Origin of the sequence: Litorilinea aerophila, from assembly GCF_006569185.2 — a bacterium.
Taxonomy (GTDB): domain Bacteria; phylum Chloroflexota; class Anaerolineae; order Caldilineales; family Caldilineaceae; genus Litorilinea; species Litorilinea aerophila.
The window spans coordinates 1-21,935 of the sequence record NZ_VIGC02000049.1; the positions used below are offsets into that span (position 1 = coordinate 1).

A 21,935-nucleotide genomic window follows, 5' to 3' on the forward strand; every position below is an offset into this window, starting at 1 on the left:
GCAACACCTACCGATGGCAGCTGGATTCCCTGGCGCCCCAGGCTGGTGGGAGCATTACCCTGGTCGCGCAGGTTGCATCTGGACTGCAGCCCGGCTCCCAGGTGGCCAACACCGTTGAAATCGCCGCAAAAGAGGAACTCATTTTGGCAAACAACATCAGCACGGCCTGGTTCCAGGTGATGGAGGAACCCGGTAATACCTCTCCTCCGGCGGACGTGGCGGTGAGCCTGTGGGTGGAGCCGACCAGTGGACCGGCGGGTTCCACGGTAACTTACACCATCGCCTACAGCAATGTGGGTGAACTTGCTGCTACGGACGTGGTGATCACAGATGTCATTCCGGTCTCCCTCACGGTCAGCCAGGTGTACACCAGTGGCGCACCGCTGGTGGATACCAGCAGCGGCAACACCTACCGATGGCAGCTGGATTCCCTGGCGCCCCAGGCTGGTGGGAGCATTACCCTGGTCGCGCAGGTTGCATCTGGACTGCAGCCCGGCTCCCAGGTGGCCAACACCGTTGAAATCGCCGCCTCCCAGGAGATCTCCCTGGCGAACAACATCAGCACGGCCTGGTTCCAGGTGACCGACCAACCGGGGAGCGCCGTTTATCTGCCTCTGATCCAGAGAGGGACAGAGTAGATTTCCTGCAGGCCGAAGCGGCCGACATGGTCCATACATTTTAAATTTCGCGGCGAGGCCGATGTCGACAATGGCGTGGACATCGGCCTCCGATTGTTACGGAAACTCACGCTGAGTCCACAGCAGAACCATAGATTCCACATCTGTCTCCATAATAGACGAATGCTCCCCAAATCCGTATACTGGGTGAGGGCGGCGGCCATTCATCTTCGATCAGGCCTCCGTCCTGAAACCTGGGCCATGTCCAACCCGACGATCATCCCTGCATAAAATCAATTGCACAAAATCAAAGGAATCATCATGAAAATTTCCCGCATCCAACTCTTTCCCATCGCCACCCCCCGAGAGACGGGGATCGCCAACCAGCACGTTATCGTCCGGCTAGAGGCCGGCGACAGCCACGTGGGTTGGGGCGAGATGAGCGACCTCTCCCACGTGCCCATGTACCAGTTCGACATTCCCGAGCTGGAGCGCATGCTCAATGAGCTGCTACGGGGCCGGGATGCACGCAATATCGCCCAGATCGAGGACGACCTGATCCGCTTTTTCCCCGACGAAGGACACATGTACAGCCGCTCCGGCCTGGTCCGCCAGGGGATCGACCTGGCCCTCCACGACCTCAACGCGCGCGCCCTGGGCGTGCCGGTCTATCAGTTGTTGGGAGGTAAGCTGCGGGATCGCATGCGGGTCTGCTATCCCATTTTCCGCATGCGCTCGGTGGAGGAGGTGGAGCCCAACCTGCAGCGGGTGGAGGAGAAGCTAACCCAGGGCTTCGACCTGATCCGGGTCTACGTGGGCGCCAATTTGGAGGCGGATGAACTTTTCTTGAAGAAGTTCACCGAACGCTTCCACGGCCGGGTTGAGATCAAGTCGCTGGATTTTTCCAACCTGCTGGACTGGCGACGGGTGGCCATGGCCCTGGAGCGCTTTGACGACCTGTGCGATTACATGCTGGTGGAGAGCGGCGCACCCCGCAACGACATCGAAGGCCTGGCCCAACTGCGCCGGCGCAGCCGACGGCCCCTCTCCGAGCATGTGTTACACATCCACCACGGCTGGCAGTTGCTCTCCGCTGGTGCGGTGGATATCCTCAACGTGTCGCCCTACCTGTTGGGTGGACTGCGAGCCAGCCTCCGCCTCATTGCCCTGGCCGAAGCCGCCCGGGCCAGCGTCCTCATCGGTACCACCCAGGAGCTCAGCCTGGGCACGGCCGCGGTGGCCCATCTGGCTGCGGCGGCTCGGGTGCTGGATTACCCCGGCGACAACACCGGTCCTCAGCTCTACACCGCGGATGTGGTCAAGGCACCGGTCCAGTACGTCAACAGCCACCTGTTGGTCCCCGAAGGCCCGGGGCTGGGGGTGGAGGTGGATGAGGACAGGCTGCAGGCCATGACCGCCGGCGCCCAGTGGACCTTCGGCACGGACCTGGCCGGCGTGCTAGACCGCACGCCCAAGGAGCGGCCCTCGGCCCGGCGGGGGGACAGCCTCCAGGGATAGGGCTTTAAATAGAAAGTTCGTTTAAAAGATGGAGCCACGGCAAATCGGCGGCGACGTTCCGATGCAAGCGCTGCGCACCTCCTGCAGGATTTCCGTAGCAGAAGGGACGACTTCGCCGCCCCGCCGCTCCAGGATTTGCTGTTGGAGGGCCTGGGCATCGGCCTGTGCAGTACGCCAGGCTTGCCATTCGCGCCAGGCCGCATAGTCATCTACGGAGACCAGTACGGCCGCGGGCTGTCCATGCCGCTCGATGATGTACGTGTCGCCGCCATATTGGACCTCGTTGATCAGGTTGCCCAGCTGGCGTCGAGCTTCGTATGCACTGATTTTCTTTTCCATCCTAACTCCCCATACCAGAACTTGCCGTATAACCGCCTGGCAGATTTGTGTAGTTTACACAATGCTTCTGTGCAATTATCCCTGTAGCCGCCGCTTTTTGTCAAAAGATATAGACGCCCTCGTTTCCTCAGCGGTATCCCAAGTCCTGGACTGTAGGGGGCGGTTTGATGGAACGATGATTTGTACAATGCCGTGGTACAAGTCCAAGGGTGGATCTTTACTGATAGGCCAGGGATCCATCCTCTCGCCAGCTGAAGGGACGGTGCCAGCTGCGGAAGGGGTACTTCCCCAGCGCCTCCACGTTCAGGTCGATCCCCAGGCCCGGCTTCTCCGGCAGCTCCAGATAGCCATCCACCAGTTTCATGGGCTCATCCACGATCTCCCGGCGGGGGCCCTCGTCGTCTGCGTGGTATTCCAGGATGAGGAAGTTCTGGGTGCTGGCGGCGAAGTGGACGTTGACCGCGGTGGCCACCGGGCCACAGGGGTTGTGGGGCGCTACACTCACGTAGTGGGCCTCGGCCATGGCCGCGATCTTTTTCATCTCCCACAGGCCACCGGTCACGCAGATGTCGGGCTGGATGATCTCCACCGCCTGGAGCTTGAGCAGGTCCCGGAATTCGTGGCGGGTGTAGAGCATCTCACCGGTGGCCAGGGGGACGTCGGTGTGCTGGCTCAGTTTGGTCAGCGCGTCGTAGTTCTCCGGCCGTAGGGGCTCTTCGACGAAGAAGGGGCGATAGGGCGCCACCACCTGACAGAGCTGGAGCGCCCGCCCCGGTTCGAAGATGCGCGCGTGGGGATCCAGCCCGATGTCGATGTCGTCGCCCACGGCCTCCCGCACCGCGGCCACCCGCTTCTCCGTCTCCCGCAGGACCCGATTCCAGGGCATGGCCTGCCAGCCCGGCGGCAGGGGCCCCATCTTGATGGCAGTGTAGCCATACTTTTCGATCAGCGCCACCGCATTGTCTGCCAGCTCTTCCGGCGTGTCGCCCCGGGGCGACTGGTAGACCCGCACCTTCTCCCGGCACTTGCCGCCCACCAGCCGATAGACGGGCAGCCCGGCTGCCTTGCCGGCAATGTCCCACAGGGCATGTTCGATGCCGCTGATGGCCGCGTTGAGCACCATGCCGCCGGGGAAGCGGGAACCCGCGTACATCAGTTGCCACAACCCCTCAATGTCCCGGGGGTCACGGCCCACCAGCCATTCCGCGAAATCCCGAATGACCTCCACCGTGGCTTTATCCGGACCACAGGAGTAGGCCTCCCCTACGCCGTAAATTCCTTCATCGGTATGGACCTTGACGTAGGGGATATTGCGATGACCCAGGTTGACCAGGAATGTTTCGATCTGGGTGATTTTCATGATTCATCCTTTCAGCCCGGTGGTGACGATGCCCTGGACAAAGTATTTCTGGGCCATGAAAAAGAGGGCCAGGGGGGGCAGGGCCACGATCAGGGATGCAGCCATCAAGATCGCCTCCCGGGGCTCGTCACTTTCGAAGGGGTTGGAGACAAAGTAGCGCAGGCCGATGGACAGGGTGAACTTCTCCGTGGAGTTCAGGAAAATCAAGGGGCCGATGAACTCGTTCCAGTGTTGGATGAAGGAGAAGATGGCCACCGTGGCCAGCGCGGCCTTGGAGAGGGGCAGCACGATGTTCCAGAAGATGCGCACGGACGAGGCGCCATCCAGTTTGGCCGCTTCATCCAGGTCCCGGGGGATGGTCATGAAGAACTGGCGCAGCAGGAAGATGTAGAAAGCGCCGCCGCCGAAGAACGACGGCACGATCAGCGGCAGGAAGGTGTTGATCCAGCCCAGATAGCGGAACAGGAGAAACGTGGGCACGATGGTGACCTGCCAGGGGAGCATCATGGTGCTCAGAACCACGAAGAAGAGCGTATCCCGGCCCGGGAATCGGAAGCGAGAAAACCCATAGGCCACAGCCGCCGCCGATAAAATCTGCCCCAACATGGCCAGGCCAGTGACCACCACCGTATTCCAGATGAACCTGGCGAAGGGCGCAATGGTGAAGACGTCCCGGTAGTTTTCCCAGCGGATCTCCTGGGGCCAGAGGGTGGGCGGAAAGAGATAAATCTCGGTGATGGGTTTCAGCGAGCTGGAGATGGTCCAGAAGAAGGGCAGGCTGAAGGCGATGCCGGTCACAATGGCGATGGCGTAGAGGGTCAAGGTCATGAGGCGCCCGGTCCACGTGTTGCGGCCGGCACGCCGGCTTGCCACGCTTTCGGCTGCGTAGGCAGGTGCCCGTTGTTCGGTCGTAGTCATGGCCACCTCTCATGCAAACTCGTAGTAGACCCAGCGGTCGGACAGCTTGATCTGCAGGTAGGAGAGAATGAAAATGATGACGAAGAAGATCCAGGCCAGGGCCGATGCATACCCCATCTGGAAGTAGCTGAAGGCATTGTAGTATAGATGGAGCATGAAGAACCAGGTGGCGTAGTTGGGTCCTCCGTCGGTGGCCACATAGGCCAGGGAGAAGACACTGAAGCTGCCGATGACGCCCAGGATCAGGTTGAAGAGGATGACCGGCGAAATCAGGGGCAGGGTAATGTGAAAGAAGCGTTGCACCGCGTTGGCCCCATCGATTTCAGCCGATTCGTACATTTCCTTGGGGACCCCCTGCAGGCCGGCCAGGAAGATGATCATGCGCCCGCCGCCAATGCTGGACCACAGGGAGATCAGGATGATGGACGGGATCGCCCACTGCCGGCTGGTGAGCCAGCCTGGGCCGTCGATGCCCACCTGGTACAGGAGATAGTTGACCAGGCCCACCTGGGGTTGGAGCAGCCAGGCCCAGAGAATGGCCATGGCCACCACAGGCGTCAGGGAGGGCAGGTAATACATAGCCCGGAAGACTGACCGCCCACGCAGGTTTTGGTTGAGTAGCATGGCCGCCAGCAAAGACAAGAAGACGCCCACGAACACAGTCACCACCGAGTAGTAGGCCGTCCGACCCAGGGAAGGCCAGAACAGTTTGTCCCGGAAGAACGCCTCCTGGTAGTTTTCCAGGCCGATCCAAATGGGGGTCCCACCGATCTTGTACTGGGTGAAGCTGAGGTAGAAAGAGGCGATAATCGGCCCCAGGGAAAAAACCAGGAAGCCAATCACCCACGGGCTGATCCAGAGGTATCCCTCCAGCGCCTCACGGCGCTGAAGTGGCGTACCGAACCAGGATTTCTTCATCGTTCCCACCCTTCATCTTTTTCAGTTTCTGCCTGTAGAACACACCAGGGGGAAGGCGGTGCGAGACCGCCCACCCCCTGGGGATACATCCGATTGTGGCCAAAGGTGCCTGTTGCCAGAAGGCTACGGACGAGGTTTGTCCAGGATGGCCTGGATCTGGGCGGTGACGTCGTCGATGAAGGCCTGGGTGGGCTGTTCTTCCCCAGCCCACAGGGGCTGCATGAGCTGGGCGAAGGCATTTTCGGCCTCTTCCTGGCGCCAGTTGGCCGTGATGCGGCTGGCCTGGGCGTTGTCCATCACCTCTTTGAAGACCCGCCGGAAGGGGAAGACCAGCAGCTCCTCGGCGCCGTACACGTCGGGGCGGCCGCCCACGGTGCCGCCGATGAGCCCCAACTGAACGCCGCTGTCCCGGTTGCAGAGATATTGCACCCAGAGGAAGGCCTCGTCCGGATGCTGGGTGGTGGTGGTGACACAGTAGGCGTCCACCTCGTAGTCGGAGCCACCCACGCCGCCGGGGCCTACCGCATTGGGCGCCACCATCCACTCGAACTTGTCGCCGATGGCGCTGCCGGTGACGGAGACGGAGGTGCCGCCCTGGTACATACCCAGCACGCCGCTGATCCACATCTGGTTGGCGTCGCCCACGATCTGCTCCGGCGTGGGAGATACCTTGTGGGTGTGGAAAAAGTCATAGAGGAAATTGATGGCCTGCATGCCCGTTTCCGAATTGAGCTGGAATTGGGTGCCGTCCTCGTTGAGCAGCTCTGTGCCAAAGGCCCGGAAGAGGGTCACGAAGGCCTTCCACGTGGTGCTGGGCAGATAGCCGAATTGGGTGGTGCGTCCGCCGTCGGTCTTGGTCAACGCCTTGGCGATCTCCACCTGCTCGGCCTGGGTCCAGCCCGCCTGAGGATAGTCCAGGCCGGCTTCATCCAGTGCCGTCTGGTTGTAGTAGACGATGGCCAGGCCAGGATGCGCCTTGAAGGGCAGACCCAGCAGGTTGCCCTCCACGGTGATGGCGTTGATGCAGCCCTCATACCACTGGCTCAGGTCCACGTTGTGGGAGGCCACCAGATCGTCGATGGGGGCGATGATCCCCTGGGCCCAGGCGAACTGGATCTTGGCCTGCCCCAGCGCGCTCCAGACCACGTCGCCCAAGGTGCCGCCGGCCAGCATGGTGGAAATTTTGGCGGAAAATTCCGCGCCAGGGAAGGATTCCTTGACGATTTCGATATTGGGATGCTCTTCCATGAATTTGGGCATCTGCAGGTCGTAGAGGGTGTCCTCCTGCTGGCCGATGCGGGCATGGAAGCGGATGGTGACCTTTTCTGCGGCAGGGGCCGCTTCGCCCGATGACCCTTCCTGGGCGGCCGGCTGGCTGGCCGGGGCCGGTGCACAGGCGGCCAGGGCCAGGCCCACAGTGCTAAATGAGGCCAGACGCAGGAAGTCTCGGCGGGTGACAGCATGCTTTGCCATTGGTTCCTCCTTGGTGGATGGTAGATAGGACAATTAGACCGGCCTGTCGGACTTGTGGTAAGGATTCGCCGTTAGGTCGATGCTGGAATCGGCGTACAGCTTCGAGATGCAACCATAAATTGGGGGAACGACCGGAAATGGATGAACAAACAAGAACAGGAAGTGGATGTGAAGTTGGGCAGGTTTTGCATGAAAATGGTCAGACCATTGTTGCAGGGCAGATTGTAGGCCACCCTGCGGGAATTGTCAATCTAACGGCGATCTCATTTGTGCGGCTGAAATGGGCTTTTGATGACTAAACTGTATCGTGAAATGTGAGATTTGTCAAGTAAGTATTGTAGACAATCGACACTTTCTGTTGCCCGCTTGGGCCCGGCAGGAGCGCCTGGCTCGCGCTGAACTCCCTCCACCCATTCTTCCGGCCTGGCGCCATCGACAGGGCAGGGCTGCCCAATGGGGCAGGTAGACGCTATCGGTATCTCCGTTGTCCCCCAGGTCTCCATCCGGTACAGTGGTTCCAGAGAAAAAAGATGCGGCTTCCGTGGCTGGTGGCCCGGGCCCTTTGCTGGCAACCTGCTGGCCTGACCAGCCCCCCCACCACGACCGAAGCTGTGACCCTGTAAGGAGGTATTACGTGACCTTTGATGTCAACGTCCTGCTGGACAGCTTTTCCCAGTTCGCGGCCGGCTTCATCGCCCGCCTGCCCTACACCCTGGCGGGCCTGGGACTGATGGTCCTCTTCCTGATCGCCGCACCCATGGTGCAATCTTTGGTGCAACGGCTCCTCCAGCAGGCCCATCGGCGGGCCAATGTGGCCCTGGTCTTCGGACGGCTGGCCCGCTGGGCCACCGTCATTGCCGGCATCCTGATCGGTCTGATGGTCATGTTGCCGGGCTTTTCTCCGGCAGAGCTGCTGGCTTCCCTGGGCATCGCCAGCGTGGCCATCGGCTTCGCCTTTAAGGACATCCTGCAGAATTTCCTGGCCGGCCTTTTGCTTCTCCTGACGGCGCCCCTGGAGGAGGGGGACGAAATCGTGGTGCAGAGCTACGAGGGGACGGTGGAGAAGATCTACACCCGGGCCACCTACCTGCGCACCTATGATGGCCGTCTGGTGTTGATTCCGAACACCACCCTTTTTACCAATCCCATCACCATCAACACCGCTTCTGACCGACGCCGCCAGGATTTCGACGTGGGCATTGGCTATGGCGATGACATGACGGCCGCCAAGCAACACATTCTGGACGCTATCCGCAGCGTGCCAGAGGTCTTGGAGGAGCCTGCACCCGAGGTGCTGGCCACCGAGCTGGCCGACTCAGCCGTGGTGTTGCGGGCCCGATGGTGGGTGGCTCCCTACCGAAGGAACGTGGTTCAGGTGCAGGACAAGGTGGTGACGGCCATCAAAAACCGGCTGGACGAGGCGGGCGTGGACATTCCCTTCCCGACCCAGGTCACCCTGTTCCAGGATCAGACCCCGCGTCAGGACGATGAGCAGGGTGAGGCCCAGGGGGACCAGGCCGAGGCGGGCCAAAATGGAGCACCCGCGCCCCGCCGGTCGTCCCGGAGCTGACGGACCATGGACATCCTCGCCCTGCTGCCGGAGTCCACGCCTCCTTTCCTGTTGACGGTGTTGCGGCTTCTGTTGGCCTTCCTCTTTGCCCTGCCCGTGGGTCTGGAACGGGAGTTGGGACCTCGTAATGTGGGTCTGCGCACCTTCCCCCTGGTGGCGGTGACCAGTTGTGGCTTCGTGCTGGTAGGGCTGGATTCGGTGGGGGTGCAGGGCAACCTTACGGCCCGCATCCTCCAGGGCCTGATTACCGGGGTGGGGTTCATCGGCGGTGGCGCCATCCTCAAGGTGCACGACACGGTCCATGGCACGGCCACGGCAGCAGCCATCTGGAGCACCAGCGCCATCGGCATCGCGGTGGCCTTTGGCCGCCATGAGATCGCCCTGGTGCTGGCCTTGCTCAACCTGTTGTTGCTCCGGTTGTTCATGCCCCTCAAGGAAGCTATCCACGCCGGGGATGGGTAAGCCAGGTTGGCACCCGGCAGCGAGTGCGCTCCAAAGAAGGCAAGGATGGAGAGTTGAAGATGAAACAGCGCCCTTTGCCAGAGAATTTGTCAGAGAAAGAGAATTTGTCAGAGAAATCGTCGGAGAAAAAGCAAAGTCGCCACCTCCCATGGGCCGGCCCCCTGATCTGGCTCAAAGAGCGGATCCAGGAACGTCCCCTCCTGGCCCTGCTCCATCGGGCTCTGGTGGACTTCCAGGAAGATCGGGCCAGCCGGTTGGCGGCGGCCCTGGCCTACTACACGGCCTTTTCCCTGGCTCCTCTCCTGTTGATTGTGGTGGGCGTGGCGGGCATGGCTTTTGGTCGGGACGTGGCCCTGGGCTTTTTGTTGGACGAAATTCAGCGGCTTGTGGGGCGAGAGGGTGCCGAATTGATCCGCACCATCCTGCAGGAGGGCAATCAGGAGCAGCGCAGCCTGATTTCTGCGGTGGTCGGTGCCGTCACCCTGCTCATTGGCGCCACCGGCGTCTTCAACCACCTCCACGAGGCCTTGAACGTCATTTGGGAGGTTCCCCAAGAGCAGCGCCGCAAGGGGCTGCTGGGCGCGGTGGTCACCCGCCTCTGGTCCTTTGGGATGGTGCTCAGCGTGGGGTTTCTGCTCATGGTCTCTTTGGTGCTCAGCGCGGCCCTGGCCGCCCTGGACGAATTTGTGCGGGGGTTGGCCCCTTCCCTACAGGTTTTGCTTCAGGGGGCCAACCTGGCCGGCTCCTTTGTCCTGGTCTGTCTGCTCTTTGCCGCGTTGTATAAAATCCTGCCGGATATTGACGTGGCCTGGCGGGACGTATGGGTGGGGGCGGTGTTCACCGGCGTCCTTTTCTCCATCGGAAAATTCGGGATTGGCCTCTACCTGGGCAACAGCTCCATCAGCTCTGCCTACGGTGCAGCCGGTTCGTTTGTGGTTCTGTTGGTCTGGATCTACTACTCCGCCCAGATCTTCTTCTTTGGCGCGGAACTGACCCAGGCCTATGCCAACCGCCAGCGCCACAAAACCCGTGAGGGTGGGGCGCGACCAGGGTTGAAACCATCCTCCCCCCCATCCCACTCCCCAATGGGCTGGACAGCTGCTGGCCCGTCTGATGCGAGCGGGATTCGGCTTGACCTTTGAACGCACCCGCTCTACCTAATCGCCCTGGATCCGCCGTCCCTCCAGAAACCCATGAACGTGGGCCTCCAGATCCACCGGCGGAATTTGGGCTAAGAAGGATGAATTGCGGGCCATGGCAAAAAATACCAGTGGACCGAGCAGGGCTGCGACGGCGTGTAGTGGATGCTCCGCCCGCAGTATCCCTTCCTGCTGATAGCGTTGGATGAGCTCGCCAATGGACTGCATAATCTGCAAGGGGCGGGCCATGCTGGCTTGCAGTTCTGGATGTCGCTGTAACTCTGGGATGAGTACGGCCATGAACTGTCCGTAGCGCTCGGTCAGTGTCTTGTAGCGGGTTACGACACCCAGGAAATCCGCATACACGTCTCCGCTGTAGTGAACCACCGACTCAAAATCCATCTCCTGTGCGATGAATTGGATGGCGTTGCTCACCAATGCAGCCTTGCTGCCATACTTGCGATATAAGGTCATCTCGCTGACGCCGGCGGCTTTGGCCATCTGTTTTGTTGTCGCTCGGTCATAGCCCTGGGCCAGGATGACCTGGATCACCGCACGAAAGACCGCTTCGTCATTGACAATTTTGGGCATGGAGCATTCCTTCTGAAAGGAGCAGGCTTCTCAAAGCTCACCGTTTTGTTAGTGTTGACTAACATTAAGTCGGGTGTTATGATACCATACACAATTTGATGGACACCAACTTCTATAGCAGACGCTTCCCCTCGAGGAGGTAGCCGTGTTGGCCGTGTTCATCCAGGCCCTATTCCTGTCCTGGACTCATCCGTTTTTTTGTCGTTGGGCTCCGTTACCCTGGTGCTTCTGCTCCTGCTTTCCGACCGACTTTCCGATCTGATTCGTGGATGGACTTTATGGCCATGACGTCACACGTTCCCTACATTCTAAACTTCTTTGAAATTCATGCGGCAGACCTGCCTGTCGTGGGGGGAAAAGGCGCCAATCTGGGCGAAATGACCGCTGCCGGCTTCCCGGTACCTGAAGGCTTTTGTCTGACCACCGCAGCCTTTCGGCGCTTTATTGAAGCCAGCGGCCAGGGGGAAGACATCTATGCCTTGCTGGAAAGGGTTGATTCAGGTGACATGGAGGGCGTGCGACGGATTGGCGAGCAGATACGTACCACTCTGGTTGCCGTCCCCATACCCGAGGAAATTGTCCAGGCGGTGCAGAATGCCTGGCAGCGCATCGGTTCGAAACACGCCTACGCGGTACGGTCTTCCGCCACGGCAGAGGATCTGCCCGATGCTTCCTTTGCCGGCCAACAGGATACCTACCTGAATGTACGGGGTTTGGACGCTCTGCTAGACGCGATTCGGCGTTGCTGGGTGTCGCTTTTCAACGATCGTGCCATCCTCTATCGTTCTCGGAATCGCTTCTCTCACCGGGACGTGGCCCTTTCCGTGGTGGTCCAGCGGATGGTCCTGTCTGAATTGGCCGGTACCTTGTTCACTGCCGACCCGGTGACAGGACATCGCCATACCCTGGTCATTGATGCCAGCTTTGGGTTGGGGGAGGCGTTGGTGAGCGGCCTTGTCTCTCCCGACTCCTACCGCGTGGACAAGCGCACCCGGGCCATCCTGGAACGGGAAATCGCCGAAAAGACGGTCGCCATCTGGCCTGACCCGGGCGGTGGCACCCGGCAGGAAGTGTTGCCACCGGAGATGCGCACCCGTGCTGCTCTCAACGATGCCCAAATCCTGGCCCTGGCCGATCTGGGCTGCCGTGTGGAATCCCATTATGGTCAACCCCAGGACCTGGAATGGGCCATCGCCGAGGATCGTATTTACCTGTTACAGACCCGCCCCATTACATCCCTTTATCCCATTGACGGTCTGGCTTCTCCCGACGGCACCTTACACATCTATTTCAGCATGGGGCATCAGCAAAACATGACCCGGGCCATGGCTCCCCTGAGTCTGTCTACCTTCCCCCTTCTGATCCCATTCGGTCACGAGCCCGGCCAGTTCGACAACCCTTACCTGCGGACCAGCGGTGGCCGACTGTTCGCGGATATCACCCAGCCTCTGCGGCATCCCATCCTGCGTCGGGGCGTGTTCATCCTGACCAGCCAGTTTGACGCACTCGCTCCCCAGGCCTTACGTCTCGTCATGCAGCGGCCCGAATTTCGAGGTCCCCACAGGATGCATTTCTCGTACCGATTTCTCCGGGGTGTGCTCCGGATTCTGGGTCGGGTCTTCCTGGGGCTGTGGTGGCGCGATCTGAGCGATTTCGTGGCACAAACCAACGAGCTCATGGATACTTTCATTGCGAAGATAAGACGCCGCTTCCGAGCACAGCCGCCAGGGAAAGCCCAGATCCAGGAGATGTTGGCCGCCATGGGCGAGCTTTTTCCTTTCTTCTTAAACTGGGTGCCCGAGGCTGCGGCCGGCATCGCGGCCACGCGTCTGTTGCCAAGACTGGCCAGGCATTGGCTGCCCCCCGAGAAAGTAGAATCGCTCACCCTCGGTATCCCCGGCAACGTGGTGAACGAAATGAATCTGAGCCTTAGCGATCTGGCCGCGCTGGCGCGACGATCCCCCGTCCTGGTGGAACGATTCAAGCATTTGGAAAATGACGCCCATGCCTGGCTGGACAAGACCGCCCAGACTGAGGACGGACGGCTATTTTTGAAAGCATGGCAGGAATTCTTGACTCGTTACGGCGCGCGCGGTCCCGCAGAAATCGACATCATGATGCCCCGCTGGTATGAAGATCCCCTACCCCTGTTACGGGTGATTGCCGGACACATCGAGAAGGAAACCAACAGCCGCATCCACTTCACCGCACAGGCCCAGGCCCGCGAAGAAGCTTTTATCGAATTGCTTTCGCTTGCCCAACGGGGCCTGATGGGACCTTTGCGCGTGCGTCTTTTGAAGCGCCTGTATCACGTGCTCACCACGGTGGGAGGCATGCGCGAGCATCACAAATTCCTGGCTGTGCGCTTCCTGTGGGAGGTCAAGCAAGTCCTGAAGGAAAACGCCGCCTGCCTGGTTGCAGAGGGCAAACTCGCCACACCAGACGATATCTGGTTCCTGACCTGGCGGGAGCTGTTGGCCATCTGGGATGAAGATGCCACAGACTGGGGCACGGTCATTTCGCGACGCAGGGCGGACCTGGAACGCTATCAGAAGCTCATTCCGCCGCTGATTATCACCAGTGATGGGGAAACGCCCGTGGTGCGTTACCAGGTTGCAGGCGCGCCGCCGAACGCGCTGCAGGGCAATCCCGTCTCGCCCGGTGTGGTGGAGGGTGTGGCGCATGTGATTCACGATCCGACGAACGAGAGCCTGAAGCCAGGTGAAATCCTGGTTGCGCCCTTTACAGACCCGGGTTGGACCCCGCTCTTCATCAACGCTGCCGGATTGGTGATGGAGATCGGTGGCGTATTGGCCCACGGGTCGGTTGTTGCCCGGGAATATGGCATCCCCGCTGTGGTGGGCGTGCGGGAGGCAACGAAGAAGATCCGCAATGGCCATCATATCCGCGTGGATGGAAATCGAGGTCTGGTGGAAATTCTTGATGGTGTGGACGCCGCTGTCGAGGAGAACACCAGCGCCAGGCAGGGCCAAGGAGAGAGTGATGCCATTGACAACATATTGAATGGATGAGAATGCCCCCGTGAACTTCCTTCTATGGAATGGACATCCCCCTTCCACAACTCGCCGACCCATTCGCCGGCACAGGGCAGTTTCCTGCTCCGTTTCCTGCGCCATCGCCTGGCCGTCTGGTATCTGCCGCGCTGGCCGGCGTGATGTACTTCCGGATCACAACATCGTCCACATAGGCGCCGGCCGGCAAATTGCCCGCGCCATCGCTCCAGAATTGTAGGGCAAACCACACCCGGGGTTGGCCCCGGAGATCCCCCAGGGTGAACACATCGGTCAGGTCGAAAGTGGCTGTCTGCCATCCGTTGGTCGTCCCCCAGTTGCGGCGCCCATAGAAATTGACCTGGTCTACAGAGGCGCCCCAAAACAGCACATCATTGGCTCCCTCGGTGTTGGTCCAATAGGCCAGTTCGACCTTGGCATCGGCCGCATCGGTCAGGCTGAAGGGGCCATAGACCACCTCGCTGAAGGCGTTGTTAGGGTAGGCAGCATGGCAGGGCAGGGAGCTGCTACCCTCCTGGCCTACCGCCCAGCCGCTGAAGCTGCCGTGGTAGGGAAGGCAATTGCGCCGCGCCCAGCCCGGGTCAGCCACTTTCCAGCTGGAACCGGGGAAGTCTCCCTCGAAATCCTCTCGCAGGATGGTCACCCAGCCGCCTTCAGTCGCAGCCGTGACTGCCGGTAGGTAGACGGCATGAAGCTGGCGAATGGCCAGTGGGAGATGGGCTGGAGCCAGGGCCGGGATGGCCGGCGTCAAGGTGATTGCCCCAAAATACCACTGGCTTCCCGGCCCCGCGCTTACAACTGCATCCACAGTAATCACCTGAGAAGCGCCAGGAGATAGTACAAAAGAGGTGGGCACCGTGGTCACTTGCACTTCCGGCATGGCGGTGGTGCTGATCTGCCAGGTCACGCTGATAGCGGCCGCGCTGGTGACGGTGCGTGTCCAGCGGCAGCGGGGGCTACACTGGCCATTGGTCAGGCTGGCCAGGTTCAGGGTGCGCGGTGTGCCACCGAAGTCTGGATCCGCAGCCTGGAACCTGGCGGCAGTTTCGTCCAGGTAGAGGCCGGCCTGGGCCGCGGCGGGCAGGTTGATGCGGCCACCTCCTTCATCGAAGGGGGTACTGGCCGTTGAGCCATCTTCCAGGAGCAGGCCATGGCGAGCAGTGGACATGAGGACCGATTGAATGGCCGCCGGCGACCAGTTGGGGTGGAGGGCGATGAGCAGGGCCGCCGCGCCGGCCGCGTGGGGGGTGGCCATGGAGGTGCCCGACTTGATGGCATAAGTCTCAGCCTCCTGGGCAGTGGCCAGGTCGGCGGCCAGAATGTAGGCGCCCGGCGCGGCCAGATCGGGCTTGAGGATGTCGGCCACCACCGGATTGGGGCCTCGGGAGCTAAACCAGGTCACTCGATCGGCGAAAGCGGGATCCAGGATTTCGGTGGGGGCGGAGATGCTTCCTCGGTGGTTGCTCCCTGCGGCCAGCCAGTCCCGTAAGGTCTGGCTGTTGTGGTAGCCCAGGTGTACCACCGGCAGGGCGAAACCAGGCTGATAGTGCAGGGTGGCCTCCCCCCATTCGGGGGTATTGGCCAGCACAAAATAGGAGGCACCGCCTGCTTTGAGATTGGCAGCTTTGACCTCCAGCGCCACCATCCCCCGGTCACAGACCACGATTTCTCCCTGGGTCCAGGTGTTCGCCGGGAAAGGCTGGGCACAGTAGGGATCACCTGCGGTGCGGGCATGGACGATAGGCGCAGGCCCATAGGCAGGTCCCTGGCCGGTGCCCCAGAGGCTGGATGGGGGAGCCGTGTTGCCGCCGGTCAGGCCGGTCAACTGATTGGGCATGGCCCGGTGGTGGGTGGTTGCACCCACGGCCATCACCCAGGGCATGGCATTCATATGGGCGGAACTGAAGGGGCCGGCGTTGCCCGCGGCCGCTGCCACCACGATGCCGGCAGCGTGGGCGCTCAACTGGGCCTGGGCGACGGCATGGCGCCAGAAGGTAATGCCCTGACCGCTGATGGAATAGTTGAGCACATCCACCCCATCCGCGATGGCCTGTTCATAGGCCGCCAGAATGGCAGAATCACTGCTCCGGTTGTTGACGCTGGTCTTGTAGATCATCAGGTTGGCGTGGGGGGCCACACCGGAGAGCCGGCGCAGGGGGCCATTGGGCGCGGGGTAGTGGATATCCACGAAGTTGCCAGCTGCAGTGGCGGCAATGTGGGAACCGTGTCCATCGTCGTCCAGGCCGCCGGTGGTGCCGGTGAAGTCGTAGATGCCGATCACTTTGTCATTACAGTAGGGCGCGCCCGTTACCGGATGACACACGCCGTAGAAACGTCCCCGGGGGTTGGTGTGGTTGTAGCCATCTGCGCCCACGTCGGCGAAGGACGGGTGGCGGTAGTTGATGCCACTGTCGATGATGCCGATAATGACACCTTCCCCCAGGGTGCCTACGCCGGCCACCGCGCTCCCATCCCAAAGGGCTGGCGCACCCATCTGGTTCGGCCCAAAGTCGGTCAGAGATTCGCTGACTCCCTCGGGCTGGACCCGTGCAATGCCCGGCAGCGTCTGAATCAGGGCTGCTTCGGCGGGTGTCAATTGGAGGGCAAAACCATTGACGGCCAGGCGGTATTGAAAGATGGGCTTCAGCGTGCGCTGGAGCCTGGTTTCCATGGTGCTGAGGGCCGCCTCTTGGCTGAGGGTCAGATAGTTCAGATAGGCCTGGCTGGTGGCACTTTCCAGGTTCAGCCTGCGCCGGCCGGTGACCTCATTGGCTGTGGCGGCCAGCCCAGGGAACTGACCCAGGTAGAGGGGCAAGGGGGGCTCCTGGAGCTGGACGATGAAGATGGTCGGTGATTCCTGTTCGGCCAGGGTAGCGGCCATGGCTCGTGGCAGGGCACCGTCGAGCGGCCGCAAGGCCAGGAGGTCCCCCACCACCAGGGTTACCACGACAAAGGTCATCAGAAATTTGCTCATCAGATCGTGGCCCCTTTCTTCAGAGAGCCAAATCAGCGAAGTCCGTTGGGAACTCTGTGGGGAAAGTGTGGGTGAATCTACCCGAGATTGTGTTGGTAGTGGCGCCCCTGTGTTCGCCAGTGGCTGTGCAGGAGAGTCATTTTGGAATAAATTGCAGTGCATTGTAGAGCTATCTCCAGGGGCACGTCAAGTAGTCATAAAGTCACAAAGTCGCCATGATCCGGCCCCAAAAACCGGATTGACACCTCCTGACGCCCGTGCTATAGTTTGGACGGTCCAGGAGTGACGTTCGATTCTCTCCCAATTCTTGTCTTGCCAACAAACTCCATCGGATAGTTCACCGAATCGCCCAGGGTGGATCTTCGACTCCTCCGGGCTTTGGCCTGTGATCCTCCGGAGCAGCCCCCATGGCCCTGAACCCACCCTGGATGGGGGGATACCTGCACAGACGTATACAACAACCATATCTTTGACCAAAAGGAGGTCCTCATGCAGCGAAACCGTCCCAAGTCTTTGAGCGTCCGGCTTTTGCCCCTGTTGGCCATCGTGGCGCTGTTGATGGCCGCGTGCGCGTCGCCGGCCACCCCAGCCCCGGAAGCCCCCGCGGCTGAAGCGCCCCAGGAGGCAGCTCCTCCCCCCGCGCCTGCCGGACCGCCTTCCCAGTACAACGAAGCCCCCATGCTGCGGGAGCTGGTGGAAGCGGGCTCCTTGCCGCCGGTCGACCAGCGCCTCCCCAAGGAACCCCTGGTCCAGCCGGTAGTGGAGGAGATCGGGCAGTACGGCGGTACCCTGCGCCGGGGATTCCTGGGCCCCTCCGACCATAACAACTACACCCGGGTGGTCTACGACGCCCTGGTTCGCTTCTCGCCCGACGGCAGTGAGGTGATCCCCCACATCGCCCGGGGCTGGGAGTCCAACGACGACTTCACCGTCTGGAAGGTCTTCCTGCGGGAGGGGATGAAGTGGTCCGACGGAGAGCCCTTCACCGCGGACGACATCCTCTTCTGGTACGAGCACATCTTGCTCAACGAAGAGCTCATGCCCACCGTCCCCGTCTGGATGCGCAACGCCGACGGATCGGTGGCCCAGGTGGAGAAACTGGACGATTACACCGTCCAGTGGACCTTCAACCAGCCCAACACCGCCTTCCTGCTGGAGCTGGCCAACAAGGACGGTGCGGATCGCGCCATTAACAACCTGGCCTTCGCGCCGGCCCACTACCTGGAGCAGTTCCATCCCGATTTTGTGGACCCGGCCGAGCTGGACGCTAAGGTCCAGGAGGCGGGCTTTGACACCTGGGTGGAGCTCTTCTCGGTGGAAGCCCTGCCCCACCTGAGTGGCAAGCGCCCCAGCACCGCGGCCTGGGTGCCGGATGGCTCCACCGTTTCCGATCAGGTGTTCACCATCAAGCGCAACCCCTACTACTTCGCGGTCGATCCGGAGGGAAATCAGCTCCCCTACATCGATGAGGTGCGCTTCACCTTCTTCGCCGATGCTGAGGCCCTGAACCTGGCGGCCATCGCCGGCCAGATCGACATGCAGGGCCGCCACATCAAGATGAACAACTATCCGGTGCTGGTGGAGAATGCGGAGCAGAGCGGCTATCGGGTGCTCACCTGGCCCACCTTCGGCGGCTCCGACGCGGTGCTCATGTTCAACCAGACCTATGTGAAGGACCCGGCCATCGGGGAATTGCTGCGCAACAAAGATTTCCGCATCGCCCTCTCCCACGCCATCGACCGCAACGCCATCAAAGAGTCGGCCTTCCTGGGCCTGGGCGAGGCCCGGCAGGGTGTGCCGGCCCCCTGGCATCCCTACTACCCGGGGGACGAGTGGGCCTACAAGTACACCGAGTATGACCCGGACAAGGCAAACCAGCTCCTGGACAGCATCGGCCTGGACCAGCGGGACGGGGAAGGGTTCCGGCTCCTGCCCAACGGGGAACGCCTGGACCTGGAGATCCAGGTCATCCCGGCCTTCGCCAACTGGAGCGATGTGGGGCAGATTGTGGTTCAAAACTGGGCCGACGTGGGAGTACGGGCCCATGTGGAAATCCGAGAGCGGGCCCTCGGCTTCCAGATGCGGGAGACCAACGATCTGATGATCGAAATCTGGAACGAGGACACCACCGGCTTCCCCTTCAGCGGGCAGCCCAAGATGGATCCCCGCAGCTCGCCGGCGTTGACCTTCGGTCCCCTGTTCCGGAAGTGGTACGAGACCAACGGCCAGGAAGGGATGGAGCCGCCGCCGGAGATCAAGCGGCTGGTGGAGATCATCGACGAGGCCAAAGTCTCCGGACGGGAGCGCCAGATCGAGCTGGCCCAGGAGCTCTTCCGCATCTGGGCAGACAACATCTGGGAGATCGGCACCGTGGGGCTGACGCCCATGATCCAGGGGGTAGTGGTGGTCAACCAGGACCTGCGCAACGTGCCGGAGACGGCAGGCAACGACTGGCCCCTGCGCACCCCGGGCAACACCCGGCCGGAGCAATATTTCTTCAAGCGGTGAACTCTGACGTTCCTGATCAGGTTGTGGGTCGTCCGGTGATGCGCTTTCGTTCACAGCTGACGTTCATCCATTCTGTCCACGTGGGCCAGCATGTGGCTGTGCCCACGTGGACTCTTTTTGAGTTAAAGCGCCCCAGGGCACTTTGCCGGCTGCTGGGAGGTTAGAACGGTGCTGGCTTATACCATCAAACGGCTGCTACTCCTTCCTCTGCTCCTATTCATTTTTTCGGTTTTCGCCTTCTTCGTGATCCAGGCGCCGCCTGGGGACTTCCTGACCAGCTACATCGCCGAGTTGGCAGCTTCGGGCTCCTCCATGGATCAGGCCCAGATCGAGGCCCTGCGCCAGATGTACGGCCTGGACCAACCCATGGCGGTGCAGTACCTGAAGTGGGTGGGCCGCATCCTGCGGGGGGACCTGGGCGTTTCCCTGGACTGGCAGCGCCCGAACCTGCAGCTGATCCAGGACCGCCTGATGCTGACCGTCTCCGTCGCGTTCTTCACCCTGATCTTCACCTGGGCCGTGGCCATCCCCATCGGCATCTACTCGGCCACCCACCAGTATTCCTGGCTGGACTACTTCTTCACGGTCTTCAACTACATGGGCGTGGCCACCCCCACCTTTATGACTGCCCTGATACTCATGTGGCTGGCTTTCAAATATTTCGGGGTGAGCGTGACCGGCCTCTTCTCGCCTGAATATGTGGACGCGCCGTGGAGCTGGGGCCGGGTGCTGGATCTGCTGAAACATATCTGGCTGCCGGTGGTGATCCTGGGCATGGACGGCACGGCCCGCCTGGCCCGCATCATGCGGGCCAACCTGCTGGACGAGCTCCACAAGCCCTACGTGGAGATGGCCCGGGCCAAGGGGCTCTCCGAGTGGCAACTGGTGCTGCGCTACCCGGTACGGCTGGCCATCAATCCCCTGGTGAGCACCATCGGCTGGTACCTGCCCCAGCTCTTCTCGGGCAGTGTCATCGTGGCCACCGTGTTGAACCTGCCCACCATCGGCCCCATGTTGCTGCGCTCCCTCACCAACCAGGACATGTTCCTGGCCGGCGCCATCGTCCTGATCTATTGCTTCCTGGCCATCATCGGCACGTTGATTTCCGACATCCTGCTGGCCTGGATTGACCCGCGTATTCGCATGGAGGAGTAGGGAGCATGGCTGAACCATTGGTACCTGGACCCTCGGCCCACCGCGACCAAACGCCTTCGTCCGGGGCGGATGAAGGTGTGGTGGCCTTGCCTCTGGTGGGCGCGGAAAAGGCCGAGGCGTTCTACGTGGCGCCCAACTGGAAGCTGATCTGGTGGCGCTTCAAGCGCCATCGCCTGGCCCTGGTCAGCGGCGTCGTCCTGCTCTTTGTGGCCATGGTGGCCGCGGCCCCGGGCTTCTTCAGCACCCAGGACCCCAACGAGACCAACGCCAATGAGCTGTTCGTGCCTGTGCAGTGGGTGCATCTGTTCGACCAGGGCCGCCTTCGTCCCTTCGTCTACGGGGTCAAGGGCGAGCGCAACCCCCGCACCCTGCGCATGGAATGGCGGCTGGACGAGAGCCAGAAGATCCCGGTGCGACTGTTCGTGCGCGGCCACGAGTACAAGATCCTGGGTCTGTTCACATCCGACATCCACCTGATCGGCCCGGCCGTCTCCGACGATTCGGTTCGCATCCACCTGCTGGGCACCGACCGCCTGGGCCGGGACCAGTGGTCGCGGCTCATGTACGGCACCCAGGTCTCCCTCTCCGTTGGGCTGGTCTCCGTCTTTCTGAGCATCTTCCTGGGCATCCTGCTGGGCGGCATCTCCGGCTATTTTGGCGGCGTGGTGGACCTGGTCATCCAGCGGGCCATCGAGCTGCTCCAGTCGTTGCCGCCCATTCCCATCTGGATGGCCCTGACCGCCGCCCTGCCCCGCACCTGGTCTGTGGTCCAGGTCTACTTTGCCATCACGGTGATCCTCAGCCTCATCGGCTGGACCACCCTGGCTCGGGAGGTGCGGGGGCGCTTCCTGGCCTTGCGGGAGGAGGACTTCGTGGTGGCGGCCCGGCTTTCGGGCTGCAGGCGAGGCCGCATCATCTTCCGCCACATCCTGCCCACCATGGCCAGCCACATCATCGCCGCCAGCACCCTGGCCATTCCGGTGATGATCATCAACGAGACCTTCCTCAGCTTTCTGGGGCTGGGCCTGCGCCCGCCGGCCATCAGCTGGGGGGTGCTCCTGCAGGAGGCGCAGAACCTCCAGTCCATTGTGCTGGCGCCGTGGCTGCTGATTCCCGGCCTGGCGGTGATCATCACCGTCCTCAGCCTGAACATCCTGGGCGACGGCCTGCGGGACGCCGCCGATCCATACACGTAGTAAATCCCGGCAGAAATTCGCCGATGGCTCTGCTGCAAAAAGGTCAAATGAGGACGCTGACCTACGCAGATGAACGCCGATTCGGGTGACTCTCTCCTGCATTTCTTTGCGCCTTTGCGTTCAAAAATGCCCTTTTGGCAGGGAAGTCACCGATAGCCTCCGCCA

At 61.6% G+C, this 21,935-nt stretch carries 17 protein-coding genes; 10 read left to right on the forward strand and 7 right to left on the reverse strand.

The annotated features are described in order from the left end of the window. A partial coding sequence (locus tag FKZ61_RS22790) for a DUF11 domain-containing protein (RefSeq protein WP_141612463.1) occupies positions 1–638 on the forward strand: 638 nt, incomplete at its 5' end. Between the two features lie 300 nt (positions 639–938). Then, positions 939–2,135 carry a mandelate racemase/muconate lactonizing enzyme family protein gene (locus FKZ61_RS22795; protein ID WP_141612465.1) on the forward strand — a complete coding sequence of 399 codons (1,197 nt, stop codon included), beginning with the start codon at positions 939–941 and terminating at the stop codon, positions 2,133–2,135. A gap of 21 nt (positions 2,136–2,156) precedes the next feature. Here the strand turns inward: FKZ61_RS22795 and FKZ61_RS22800 are convergent, their stop codons facing one another. The 5 genes from FKZ61_RS22800 to FKZ61_RS22820 all read right to left on the reverse strand — a co-directional run bounded on the left by FKZ61_RS22800 (position 2,157) and on the right by FKZ61_RS22820 (position 7,143). Beyond that, complete coding sequence (locus tag FKZ61_RS22800) at positions 2,157–2,474, reverse strand: type II toxin-antitoxin system Phd/YefM family antitoxin (protein WP_141612466.1); 318 nt, start codon at positions 2,472–2,474, stop codon at positions 2,157–2,159. 217 nt (positions 2,475–2,691) lie between these two features. Further along, entirely contained in the window at positions 2,692–3,834 is a 1,143-nt protein-coding gene (gene dgoD / locus FKZ61_RS22805) for a galactonate dehydratase (protein ID WP_141612467.1), read from the reverse strand. Positions 3,835–3,837: 3 nt separating this feature from the next. Further along, complete coding sequence (locus FKZ61_RS22810) at positions 3,838–4,752, reverse strand: carbohydrate ABC transporter permease (RefSeq protein ID WP_141612468.1); 915 nt, start codon at positions 4,750–4,752, stop codon at positions 3,838–3,840. Between the two features lie 9 nt (positions 4,753–4,761). Continuing rightward, a complete protein-coding gene (locus FKZ61_RS22815; RefSeq protein ID WP_141612469.1) occupies positions 4,762–5,670 on the reverse strand; it encodes a carbohydrate ABC transporter permease in 909 nt (302 codons plus the stop codon). Positions 5,671–5,793: 123 nt separating this feature from the next. Beyond that, complete coding sequence (locus FKZ61_RS22820; RefSeq protein ID WP_141612470.1) at positions 5,794–7,143, reverse strand: ABC transporter substrate-binding protein; 1,350 nt, start codon at positions 7,141–7,143, stop codon at positions 5,794–5,796. A 137-nt stretch (positions 7,144–7,280) separates the two neighbouring features. Between FKZ61_RS22820 and FKZ61_RS22825 the strand changes: the two genes are divergently transcribed. The 4 genes from FKZ61_RS22825 to FKZ61_RS22840 all read left to right on the forward strand — a co-directional run bounded on the left by FKZ61_RS22825 (position 7,281) and on the right by FKZ61_RS22840 (position 10,317). Continuing rightward, a complete protein-coding gene (locus FKZ61_RS22825) occupies positions 7,281–7,442 on the forward strand; it encodes a hypothetical protein (RefSeq protein ID WP_170200200.1) in 162 nt (53 codons plus the stop codon). A 335-nt stretch (positions 7,443–7,777) separates the two neighbouring features. Beyond that, positions 7,778–8,713 (forward strand): mechanosensitive ion channel family protein, encoded by a 936-nt coding sequence (locus FKZ61_RS22830; RefSeq protein ID WP_141612472.1) that lies wholly within the window; start codon positions 7,778–7,780, stop codon positions 8,711–8,713. A gap of 6 nt (positions 8,714–8,719) precedes the next feature. Then, positions 8,720–9,175, forward strand: coding sequence for an MgtC/SapB family protein (locus tag FKZ61_RS22835; protein WP_141612473.1), 456 nt, complete (start codon positions 8,720–8,722; stop codon positions 9,173–9,175). Between the two features lie 104 nt (positions 9,176–9,279). Continuing rightward, complete coding sequence (locus FKZ61_RS22840; protein ID WP_211358700.1) at positions 9,280–10,317, forward strand: YihY/virulence factor BrkB family protein; 1,038 nt, start codon at positions 9,280–9,282, stop codon at positions 10,315–10,317. 15 nt (positions 10,318–10,332) lie between these two features. Here the strand turns inward: FKZ61_RS22840 and FKZ61_RS22845 are convergent, their stop codons facing one another. Then, a complete protein-coding gene (locus tag FKZ61_RS22845; RefSeq protein WP_141612476.1) occupies positions 10,333–10,905 on the reverse strand; it encodes a TetR/AcrR family transcriptional regulator in 573 nt (190 codons plus the stop codon). A 278-nt stretch (positions 10,906–11,183) separates the two neighbouring features. Here FKZ61_RS22845 and FKZ61_RS22850 point away from each other — a divergent pair, with 278 nt between their 5' ends. Beyond that, complete coding sequence (locus FKZ61_RS22850) at positions 11,184–13,937, forward strand: phosphoenolpyruvate synthase (RefSeq protein ID WP_211358701.1); 2,754 nt, start codon at positions 11,184–11,186, stop codon at positions 13,935–13,937. Between the two features lie 22 nt (positions 13,938–13,959). Here FKZ61_RS22850 and FKZ61_RS22855 read toward each other — a convergent pair whose 3' ends face one another. Further along, positions 13,960–16,911 carry a S8 family serine peptidase gene (locus FKZ61_RS22855; RefSeq protein ID WP_170200204.1) on the reverse strand — a complete coding sequence of 984 codons (2,952 nt, stop codon included), beginning with the start codon at positions 16,909–16,911 and terminating at the stop codon, positions 13,960–13,962. 489 nt (positions 16,912–17,400) lie between these two features. Between FKZ61_RS22855 and FKZ61_RS22860 the strand changes: the two genes are divergently transcribed. The 3 genes from FKZ61_RS22860 (at position 17,401) to FKZ61_RS22870 (ending at position 21,770) form a co-directional block, all read left to right on the forward strand. Further along, positions 17,401–19,419, forward strand: a complete 2,019-nt coding sequence (locus tag FKZ61_RS22860) for an ABC transporter substrate-binding protein (protein WP_170200206.1) — start codon at positions 17,401–17,403, stop codon at positions 19,417–19,419. A gap of 168 nt (positions 19,420–19,587) precedes the next feature. Further along, a complete protein-coding gene (locus FKZ61_RS22865; RefSeq protein ID WP_141612482.1) occupies positions 19,588–20,574 on the forward strand; it encodes an ABC transporter permease in 987 nt (328 codons plus the stop codon). A gap of 5 nt (positions 20,575–20,579) precedes the next feature. After that, positions 20,580–21,770, forward strand: coding sequence for an ABC transporter permease (locus FKZ61_RS22870; RefSeq protein WP_141612483.1), 1,191 nt, complete (start codon positions 20,580–20,582; stop codon positions 21,768–21,770). The last annotated feature ends 165 nt before the right edge of the window (positions 21,771–21,935 follow it).